The sequence below is a fragment of the Chitinophaga parva genome (assembly GCF_003071345.1).
Classification (GTDB): Bacteria; Bacteroidota; Bacteroidia; order Chitinophagales; family Chitinophagaceae; genus Chitinophaga; species Chitinophaga parva.
Genome location: NZ_QCYK01000001.1, coordinates 978810 through 989579 on the forward strand (window position 1 = coordinate 978810; position 10770 = coordinate 989579).

Annotated in this window: 8 protein-coding genes; 2 read left to right on the top strand and 6 right to left on the bottom strand. The window is 53.3% G+C overall.

The features are described from left to right. Window positions 1-47: 47 nt before the first annotated feature. Window positions 48-1313 carry an alkaline phosphatase family protein gene (locus DCC81_RS04320; protein WP_240612882.1) on the bottom strand — a complete coding sequence of 422 codons (1266 nt, stop codon included), beginning with the start codon at window positions 1311-1313 and terminating at the stop codon, window positions 48-50. A 193-nt stretch (window positions 1314-1506) separates the two neighbouring features. Between DCC81_RS04320 and rpiA the strand changes: the two genes are divergently transcribed. Further along, window positions 1507-2190: a ribose-5-phosphate isomerase RpiA gene (gene rpiA / locus DCC81_RS04325; protein ID WP_108685357.1), complete on the top strand. Its 684-nt coding sequence runs from the start codon at window positions 1507-1509 to the stop codon at window positions 2188-2190. A 133-nt stretch (window positions 2191-2323) separates the two neighbouring features. Then, window positions 2324-3274, top strand: coding sequence for an NADP-dependent oxidoreductase (locus DCC81_RS04330; RefSeq protein ID WP_108685358.1), 951 nt, complete (start codon window positions 2324-2326; stop codon window positions 3272-3274). A gap of 4 nt (window positions 3275-3278) precedes the next feature. On the opposite strand, the gene DCC81_RS04335 is transcribed toward DCC81_RS04330, so the two are convergent. From DCC81_RS04335 to DCC81_RS04365, 5 genes are all read right to left on the bottom strand, one after another. Then, complete coding sequence (locus DCC81_RS04335; RefSeq protein ID WP_108685359.1) at window positions 3279-3752, bottom strand: GAF domain-containing protein; 474 nt, start codon at window positions 3750-3752, stop codon at window positions 3279-3281. A gap of 259 nt (window positions 3753-4011) precedes the next feature. Beyond that, on the bottom strand, window positions 4012-5769 hold the full coding sequence (locus tag DCC81_RS04345; RefSeq protein ID WP_240612883.1) for a chloride channel protein: 1758 nt from the start codon (window positions 5767-5769) through the stop codon (window positions 4012-4014). Between the two features lie 146 nt (window positions 5770-5915). Further along, on the bottom strand, window positions 5916-6596 hold the full coding sequence (locus tag DCC81_RS04350) for a hypothetical protein (protein WP_108685362.1): 681 nt from the start codon (window positions 6594-6596) through the stop codon (window positions 5916-5918). A gap of 507 nt (window positions 6597-7103) precedes the next feature. Further along, the gene (locus DCC81_RS04360) at window positions 7104-8027 is read right to left on the bottom strand and encodes a transglutaminase domain-containing protein (RefSeq protein ID WP_108685364.1); all 924 of its coding nucleotides are present in this window, start codon (window positions 8025-8027) and stop codon (window positions 7104-7106) included. A 62-nt stretch (window positions 8028-8089) separates the two neighbouring features. Further along, complete coding sequence (locus DCC81_RS04365) at window positions 8090-10648, bottom strand: NACHT domain-containing protein (RefSeq protein ID WP_108685365.1); 2559 nt, start codon at window positions 10646-10648, stop codon at window positions 8090-8092. Between the last annotated feature and the right edge of the window lie 122 nt (window positions 10649-10770).

Sequence of the window (10770 nt, forward strand, 5' to 3'; positions counted from 1 at the left end):
AAAAACAGCCGGTTTTGCCGGCTGTTCCGCTATATAAAATGCAGGGATCATTTCCTCAGTGTGGGCTGTAATACTTCCAGCCTGCCGTCAATCGCTTCCGGGATGGTAAGCCCCAGGATATGTGCTACCAGCGGATATACGTTCACGTTAGCAAAGGCAGGGATCTTCAAGCCGGATTTAAATGCCGGTCCCCATGCCAGGAAGATAGCCTGCATTTCCGGGGTACGGTTATCATAACCATGATTACCGATCACGCTGTAACGCACTTTGCTGCCGCCAAAAACGTAGCCTGCATCGGCCAGCGCTATCACGTCACCAATGCGGTTATAGCGGTCATCCTGCCCGTAATGCCAGCGCATGGGCGTTTGCATTTTGCGGTACACGGTGTAATGGAGCTCATGCCCCTTCAGGAAATCGTACAGGCTGTCCAGCTGCTTTTTATTGGAACCGTAATACATCAGCTTTTGTGCGGCAGGCAGTGCCAGCAGGCTGTCGCCCTTATAAAAATCATCCGTCATGATGCGGTGCGCAGTGTCAGCGGCGATCATGCCATGATCAGATACCACGATGAAGTTCACGGGCAGTTTCAACCTGGCCACCGCGGCTTCCATCTTACCAATGCTGGCATCCACAAAGCGCACCTGGTTGCGGGTACTGTCAGCGTCCGGACCGTTGAAATGCCCGGCATGGTCCACTTCCGGGAAGTAGAAGGTGATAAGGTGGGGGCGCCGGTCTTCCGGGAGCTGCAGCCATTCCACTACCTGCTGTATGCGGCGGTCTATGCTTACTTTTTCATTGTAGGTAAAAGAGTAAGTAGGCGCGGCATCCTGGATATTGCTTTCTGAGCCTACCCAGAAATAACTGGCGCTTACCATCTGCTGTTTTTCTGCCAGCACCCAGAGCGGGTTACCGTGGTACCAGCTGCTGTCCTGCACGGCCTTGCGGTCATTGAGCTTATACACCTGGTTGCGCTGGCGGTCGTAAAAGCCGTTGTCCACCAGTCCATGGTGGGAAGGATACAACCCGGTCACCAGCGTGTAGTGGTTTGGGAAAGTAAGGGAAGGAAAGCTGGGCTGCATGCTGGCAGCGCGTACACCTTTGGCAGAAAGGCGCTGCAGGTTCACGGCGCCATATTTGTCAAGGTAATCATAGCGGCACCCGTCAATAGAGATCATGATCACATAAGGTTTCTTTTCCTGGGCAGCGCTGTTGTGGCGGCCCGTCACCACGTGCTGGGCGGTATCCTGGGCCAGGGCGCCCAGCGATGCCAGCAGCCCCGCCACCAGGCAGGTGATCCGGTTCATACGTTTCATGTGTAATTATTATCCTGTGGCCGGTAGCCGGCCTTTTCCCAAAAAAGCAAATGTAAGCTCCCAGGGCAGATCTCCGCCCATATTTAACACTCGATAACGGTTAACAAATTGCAAACGGCCGTAAACCCCTTCCCCAACGATTCACCATTAACAATTAACATTTAACTACATTTGTGCACCAAAAATTCCCTTTATGGCAAACGCAGATGCAGCTAAGAAAGCCGCCGGTGTTCGGGCGGTGGATTTTATAGAGAACGGTATGAAGGTGGGCCTGGGTACCGGTTCTACCGCTTACTGGTCTATCATGGAGATCGGAGCCCGCGTAAAACAAGGCCTGCAGGTCAGCGCCATCGCCACTTCTATCCAGTCGGAAGAACTGGCCAGGGAACAGCATATTCCCCTTATTACTTTTTCACAGTTCGATTACCTGGATGTAGACATTGACGGGGCGGACGAGGTGGACGGACAGCTGCAACTGATCAAAGGAGGCGGTGGTGCGCTGCTCCGCGAAAAGATCATTGCCAGCGCCAGCCGCAGGTTTGTAGTGGTGGCAGATGAGCACAAATTTGTACCGCAACTGGGTGCCTTTCCCCTGCCGGTGGAGGTAACGCCTTTTGGCTGGGAATATACCTTCCGCCAGCTTACCGCCATGAGTGGCCGGCCCAAACTGCGCCAGAAAGACGGTAAAACCTTTATCACGGACAATGGCAACTACATTGCTGACTGCAGCTTCGGCGCCATTAAAAATCCGAGGTCACTGGAAGCTTTGCTGAACGCCATTCCCGGCGTAGTGGAGAACGGGCTTTTTGTAGACCGCGCCCACACCCTGGTGCTGGGCTACGCAGATGGAACTACCAAAGTGATGAACAAAATATAATCTTTCCTCGGGGCCGCGTTACCTATACGGCCTTTGTTTTTGCACAAATCAAGGAAAAGCCCGCCGCATACACGGTTCACGGAATCGTGGCATACAACATGCGGGATGTTTTCCCGGAATAATCCGCACTTGCATGAAAGCAATTACCGTAGCCGATTTTGGCGCACAGCCACAGCTCTCCGATATGCCAAAGCCCACCCCGGGCCAGGGCCAGCTCCTCGTGAAACTGGCCGCCGCCGGCGTAAACCCGTACGACTGGAAAGTGATAGATGGCATCATGAAAGGCCACGTGCGCCACGACTTTCCCCTCATCCCTGGGCAAGATGGCTCCGGCACCATTGAAGCCGTGGGCGAATGTGTAAGCGCCCACCAGGTAGGGGATAAGATCTATGGACAGTTTTTCACCACGCCCCTGGGGCATGGCAGCTATGCAGAATATATCGTGGTGCCGCAGGAGGGTGCGCTGGACACGGTGCCCCAGAATATTGCCCTGGAAGATGCCGCCGCCCTGCCCACCGCGGCCATGACGGCCAATGCGCTGGTGGCCTGTACCGGCCTGGAAGCCGGCCCCACCGTATTCATCGTGGGCGCTACCGGTGGCGTAGGCAGCTTTGCAGTACAGATAGCCCACAGCAAAGGCCTGCACGTGATAGCCACCGCCAGCAGCGCCAATGCGGAAGCGATGAAAAAACTGGGTGCTGATGACATCATAGACCATACCCAGGGCGATGTAGCCGCCCAGCTCCGCGGCAGGTATCCCCAGGGCATTGACGCCCTGCTGGACCTAGTGAGCAATGCCGAAACCTTTGCAGCCCTGGCCGCGCAGGTAAAACCCGGTGGCTATGCACTCACCACCGCCTTTGTAGCGGATGAGAAAGCACTGGAAAAACAAGGCATCCACGGCCAGAACTTTGAGCTCAAGGCCAATGCAAACGCCCTGCAGATCATCACGCAAATGGTGGAATCGGGCATTATCCAGCTGCCCGCGCTTCAGAAGGTACCGCTTGCACAAGCTGCTGAAGCCCTTTCCCGGAGCCGCTCCGGCAAAACGAAGGGGAAGATCGTGTTAGTGATGGAAGGATAAATGCTTAAAATTCGATCCACCCGGCCACTTCTTCCAGGAAGCGCCGGTCCACTTCGTCAAAGGTGTCCAGGTCAGCACTGTCTACATCCAGCACACCCATTACGGTACCATTGCGGATGATGGGCACTACGATCTCTGAGCGGGAAAGGCTGCTGCAGGCAATATGCCCGGGGAATTTTTCAACATCAGGTACAATGAGGGTTTGGGCCTGTGCCCAGCTGCTGCCACACACGCCTTTTCCCTTGCGGATGCGAGTGCAGGCCACGGGTCCCTGGAAGGGGCCCAGCACCAGTTCATCTTCTTTCACAAGGTAAAAACCTACCCAGAACCAATTGAACTGCTCGCGCAGCGCGCCCGCTATATTCGCCAGGTTGGCCACCAGGTCGGGCTCCCCGGTGATAAGGGCTTTTATCTGCGGCAGCAGGGCTTCATATTGTGCTGTTTTGCTGCCTTTAGCGATCGCTAAGTCTTCTGCCATGATGCCAGTGATTTCCTTGCAAAAATAAGCATATTCAAGGGTTTAAATATCCATGTGCATGCCATAGCACAAGACCGGACGTCCCCACCGCGCCTTTGAACGGGAGCGCCTTGTTCTCTTTGGCGATACCGTATTTGCCATGACCATCACACTGGGGGGCATGCAGGAGCCTGTCTGCAAGGAAGCACTCCACACCCGCATAAAAAAGCGGCCGCACTTCCAACGTGAAATGCGGCCGCTTTTTATGATACGGTTTTCGTTATCCTTCCACCGCATCAGAATGCTCCTGCAACAGGCCCCGGTACTCATTGAGGATCCTGGATTTAGACACAAACCCAATCAGCATTCCATCCTTTACTACGGGTAAGATCCAGAGGTGGGCCTGTTCAAATTTATCCATCGCGGTCACAATGCTGTCGTCTGCCAATACCACGCCTGGTGCGGGTTTCATGATCTGCTTCACCATAATGCGGTCATAAAGGTCTGTATTGAACATGATGGGGCGCAGCTCATCCAGGGTTACGATGCCTTCCAGGGTACCATTGGCCGCCACTACGGCAATAACGTTCCCGTGGCCTTTCTTCACCAGTTCTATGACCTCGCGCAGGCGGGCGGAGGAGAGTACCCGCTGCACATCCGTTTCCAGCAGGTCTTCCAGTTTTAATAAGGAAAGAATGTTTTTGTCGTGCTCCCGGGTGAAGATCTTGCCCTGCATGGCCAGTTCCCGCATTTCCGGGGAAATGGGGGCAAACCATTTCACTACCAGGAATGCGATCACCGTAACGATCATGAGCGGGATGAAAAGATCATAACCGGAGCTGGCTTCCGCGATCAGGAAAATGGCCGTGAGCGGGGCGTACATCACACCACTCATCACACCGGCCATGCCCACCAGTACCAGGTTAGTGACAGGAATGCCCTGCAGGCCCATGGTATGGCAGATCACTGCAAAAAAGTAACCCAGGAAAGCGCCGGAAAAAAGGGAGGGCGCAAAGTTACCGCCGTTGCCTCCGCTTTGAATGGTTACGGCAGACGCAAACGCTTTCAGCAAACATACGCACCCGGTGAAAAGCAGCAACATCCAGCTTTCCAGCCGGAAGTACCGCAGGAAGCTATGGTCGATCATGGACTGTGCATTGCCCGTGGCCAGCTCTTTTACACTGGAATAGCCTTCCCCGAATAAAGGCGGCATGAGCACACATACCACAGACAGGAAGGCACCGCCCAACAGTGCTTTTTGTACAGGTGTCAGCGTTATCTTATGCAGGAAATGCTCTACCATTTTGCTCACCAGCACGTAGTAGCGGGCATACAGCCCGCAAAGCAGGCCCAGTCCCAGGTAGAAAAGCACATTATGATAATTGAACTGCTGGCGCGATTCAAAGTGGAACAACACCTCTTCCTGCAGGATCACCTTGGAAAGCAGGCTGCCACACACGGCGGCCACAATGAGCGGTATAAAATCAGAGAACACCACGCCGGTAAGCAGGATCTCGAAGGCAAACATCATCCCTGCAATAGGCGCATTGAAGGCCGATGCAATGCCCGCGGTGGCGCCCGCAGCCAGCAACAGCGTGCGCTCTTTATACCCGAGATGATAAGTGCGTGCGTAGTTGGAGCCAATGGCTGCCCCGGTCACGGCAATGGGGCTTTCCAGCCCCGCGGAGCCGCCCAGGCCCACCGTCACCGCACTTTGTATGATCTGGGAATACATCTTTACCGGCGCAATGAAACTGCTGTTCTGCGCAATTTCGTACAGGATGGCGGGTATGCCCTTGCGGGACTGGCCCCTGAAGAACCACTTTACAATGAGGGTGGTAAGTAAAATGCCCAGCAGCGGGAACACTACGTAAAACACTATCTGTAAGCGGAAATGTACCTGGTAAGTAATGAAATAGTGGATATAGTGCACCAGCATTTTCAGCACCACGCCAGCCAGGCCGGCAGTACAACCCACCAGTATCCCGGACACGATGAGAAATTGGGTGCGCGTCATTTTATTGTGCAACCAATGCATAACTACTTCGTAACTCCTCACTTTCCGAAGACTGTATCGTTCAAAGTCGCGCTTGTATCTTAAAAAAGCATGATATTTCCGTAAGCGGCTAAAATGGCTCATGCCGGCAAAGATAAGGATTGAGAAAAGGCAAGAGATGAGAAATGTCAGTTCAGGACCGGCCACTGCAGGCATAGGCCCAGCAGCACGTACCACAGCAGATAATGGCCCATGCGCATGAACACTGCCGCCAGCAGGCCTGCCTGTTTATAAAACACCGCCTGCAGCATATTGAATACAAAATGCAGCGCATACAGCCCCAACATCAACGGCCGGGGCCCCTTCACCAGCAATTGGTAAGGTGCGGCCAGGGCGCAGCAGGCCGCCACCGCCCAGAAGGCCAGCGGGGTGCGGCCTTCCCGCAACTGCTGGTGCCCCGTGAGCGACAGCAGAATGGTAAATGGCAGGAGCCGGTAAATGACCTCCACATAAAAGGCATCGGCCCCGAAATAAAACAGGGAGTAAGGGAAAGGCTGCAGGAAATCAGTGCGCGGCCGCACCAGTACAAAGCGGAAAATGAGCAGGTCTGCCAGCGCAAAGGCCAGCCCCGCTGCCAGGGGCGCCAGCAGCCGTTGCCGCCACCCCACCCGGTGATCCACCAGGGAAGGCAGGCCCGCCAGGTGCTGGTAAGGCACGGCAAAGAAGCCCAGGCATACCACGGCCAATGCCTCCCCGTCAAACAGGCGGATGCCCGGATGCCTGGAAAGCAGCACCCTGCCGTATACAAGGGTAACAATACACCACCCTACCATCAGCAGGTACACCGTTAAAGACCTTCTTCCATTCATTACGTATGATAAACTGGTATAATGGCCGCTGCCCAAAAAGCAGGCCGCTGCCGGGAGAGATGATCCAGGAAGATAATGATTTTTAACGAAGATTGTTGCAGCAAGGGTTTTCATCTGCCAGTGATCCGCGGCCAGGAAGCCCTATGATCACATTTTTCAAAAAAAATTTGGAAACTATATTTTTGCATGTATATTTGTCTACCAATTCTATAGACTATTGGAATTATTTAACGCAGATCGCGTTGGTAAACAAGAAGACAGCCGTAGGTCTCCGTCCGCATTGGAAAGGGGCCTGCGCCAAGAATAGCCAGGCTGCGGGTGTTGGTGCACGGTATTAATTTATTGGTGGTAAATTTTTTAGTCCTGTATCAGCCCGCATGCACCTGGCACTATTGAACCCGGGATCGTAGATCAACAGACCAGCCATTCCCTTTTCTTTCACCCACCTTTTTATAAACATATGCAGCATCGGGGCTTTATTGCTTGTGCCCTGTATGCTGCATTTTTTTAATTGTCTTCTTCCACCAGCGGGATGAAGGCATACACCTTGTCATTCAGGTAACGTCCGCCGGGGTGGTGGGCAGTGTAGTCCAGGTTGATCCAGTATTCCCCTTTCATTTCATGGTAGCTGAGCTCCCGGATGGGCGGCTTGGGAAACAGGCTCACGATCGCCTGCTTCAGGATCTCAAAATCGTCTTTATTGCCGCAATACAGCTCCGGGTAGGCATGCCCCTGTATGAGCACGATGCGGCAGCGCGCGCCTATGCTCTGCAGGCAACTGGCCATGAGGATGGAATGATCGTCGCAGTCGCCCCCCAGGCCGTTCCGGATGGTTTCCATGGGCGTGGCAAAATAGTCATCGCGGTAAGTGTCTTTCACATATTTAAAATGCCCGTTGATGTATTTGAACAGGGAGAGGTAACGGACCATGTTGCCGTATTTGGGAAAATACTCGTCAAAGTTCTCCAGCGAATGCTGCACTGAAAAATTACGCACCACGGAGTCCTTGAAATTCAGCTTCTCGCGGATGCCCAGCACGGTCTTGTCGCGGTAGTTGAGCACACGCCGGGGGTAGTAACTGAGGATATCGTACTGCTTTTTGTCGGACGTGCCCCAGTTGCCCTGTACCATGCCCTGGTAATCATTGGCTACGTTTACAAAAGAATAATTATTGGTGAACTGGTTGAGCACGAGGATGCCCACCATGAGCACAAAGGCCGGGATGATGAGGGGTTTAAAGATCCACAGCAAAAGGCGGGTAAATAAAAATGCGATGAGCACCGCCAGGAGCAGGTCCCAGTGGAACCCTCCGGCCACCAGGGGGGGCAGGAACCGGTTCAGGTAAGGGGCCAGAGGCACCATGGTGAGAAGGCTCAGTAAGTTGAGCAAAAACTGCTGGGCCCATGTATATTTACTTTGATCTAAAGCCATGCTGGTGTATACCGCCGTAAAAGCATGCCAATGTTGGGTACCGGAAACGTTAAATTACCGCGCTAGATCCGTACCTGCTCATGCTTGAAGGAAGTGCTCTTTCGGATCAGTTCCAGCTGCTGCTGTACCTCGTATTGCTGATGCCCCATCTTCAGGTGGTGATAGAGCTTGTCCAGCAAATGATAATTGGCAATGGCCAGGGTCTTGAAGTCCAGCTTGTGCAGGTGCTCCATGGCCTGCTCGGCCTGGCGCAGGGAGCGGGGGTATTCTTTTTTGGCGTAGAGCACAGCACCTTGCATTACTTTTTGCAGCATTTCCGGGTAGCGGGAGTAAATAAATTCAGTAGGATATTGCTTCACTACCTGTTCTGCATGGCGGCACAGGCGTTCTGCCCCGGAAATATCCCCCAGGTTCAGGCAGGCCTCTGCCTGGCGGCATAATACCAGTACGCGGAAGGGGTCTGATTTGTGAAAGCGGAGCCAGGGCACGTGTGTGAATAGTTCCTGGGCATACCGGTGCTGGGTTTCATAATCGCCCAGCATGGAGAAGATGCAGCTCAGGCTGCGGTACACGATCTGCTGGCAGAAGGTGAGGGGCTGGGTTGCGTAGCTCCAGTAATTTGAGAACTGGTAGATCCGGGTGCGCACATCTTCATCCACGATGCCGAATTTCAGGTAGTCATAAAAGAATAATGCTATCTCGTAAGGACTTACCCAGCACACATCATCGCGGAGTTCCGTGGCAAACAGTTTTTTCAGCTGGAGCAGTTCTACCTCGCATTGCTCTGCATGCAGGCCCACCAGGGCATTCATGAAGAGGATGAAACGGATCCGCAGCTTGTCTTCCGGCGACTCTACCAGGGTAAGCAGCACATGGAGCACGCTCCGGTTGCGGAACTGGAAAATATCGTCACTCACATAATGCTTGACGGGGTATTGCTGGAAATAACTGGGCGGGAAGATGGCTTTCAGCTCATTGCTGCCTTTGCCTTCATGCTGGTAGTGGAGGGCAAGGCTTTCCAGCAACTGGGATTTTTCCGGGGCGGTGAAGTTTCCCTGGAAAATACAGCGGATGCCCTGGACATTGTGCTGGTTAATGGCAAAGCGCAGCAGCCATTGGAACACCCCTACGCGGTAAGGCGACTGGGGCAGGTGTTCCAGGACCTGGTGCACCAGGCATTGCGTGATCTGCTGCTGGCTGTCCTGCAGGTATTTCATGGCTGTAAAATATTCCAGCAACATGTTGTGGGCAAACCGCACTTTCACATAGAACATTATTTCCTGGCTCAGGTTTTCCTCCACCAGGATGTTATCGGCCAGCAGTTCTTTGTAGGCGGGAAAAAGATCTGCGTTTTGGTTTAACAGCAGGCCCTTGTCCGTATAAATACCGTTACGGCCCAGGTCCAGCAGGGACAGCATCTTTTCAATGATGCGGATCTTGAGGCTGTTGCTGGGACTATTGAAGAGGCGTTGTTGTATAAACTTGGAGATGATCTCATACAGGCTCAGATGCTCGTCTACAAAGTGTTTTTCTGCATCTGCATTCAGCTGGCAGAAGATCTGCAGGTAATACGGATAGCGCAGCCGCTGCAGGAACTGTTCGCTGAAAGTGCGGATGATGGCCGGATCAAAGAGATAATTGTGCAGCACCGTTTTCACTTCCTGTTCCGTGAGCGGGGGCAGGTTGATGTTGGTCTCTTCTTCCATTTCCTGTCCCAGGTACCAGTAGCGGCGGAAGGCCGGGTATTGCTGGGAATGCTGGAAGATATCGGACCAGGTGCTGGAGCGGATGGACAGGATGACCTTTACCCATGGATAGCGGTCATTGGAATATACAAAGTCCTCCAGCTTGGAATAAAGCATGCGCAGTTTATCGCCGGCCACGGACATCTCGTCAAAGCCATCTATGATCAGCACCAAGCGCCCGCCTTTATCTTTATAATGTTGTGCAAAATATTCGCGCAGGTTTTCACCGGCGCCCAGGTTCAGTTGATTATCCAGCCAGGTGGAAAGGGAGAAACCTTTCAGCAGCAGGCTGCCGGCGGCGTGGGCATGGATAAACCAGCACACATCCTGTTTGTAGCGGCCCTCCCGGCCAAACCAAAAATGTTCTGCTACATGCACCAGGGCAATGGATTTACCCCAGCCGGAGGGTGCAATGAGGGCGGTGGCGGCATAATCGCTTTCCAGGAAACGCTCCACGTGGGCAAAGCAGTATTGCCGGGCGGCGGTTTGCTGGAAAGGCACACCGGAGCGGTTCTTCAGCGTAAGCAGCGTGTAGTGGGATACGGCATCGGCTTTAGCTTTGAGCGTATTCCATTTATTATTTTCTGTTGCGGGAGCACCGCCGGCCTGTTGATGGTGTCGTTGCTGGAAGTCCTCCCAGTCCTTATATGCGCAATATTGGGAAAGGGTATTGAGCGTGTAGCGGGAGAAGCTGTGTTGTGCCACGGCAAAGCCAAACACCCGTTTGAGCGTGGTTTCGCTCACCAACTTGGTGGTGGTATCCAGGATAGCGTGAGACAAATGTTTACAATCTGCAGGAAGGATCACTTCCGCACCGAACTTTCGCAGCACCTCTTTTTGAAGCGTGATGATAAAGTCATAGGATAGATCAACCATAGGGGGTACACGGATTTGATAATGGTGTTAGTTACGTGTATAGCTGACAATCCAGATTTTTTATTTTCTGGAATGAACGAAATGAATAATCCGATTTTATTGCTAAACACATACCCAAACGA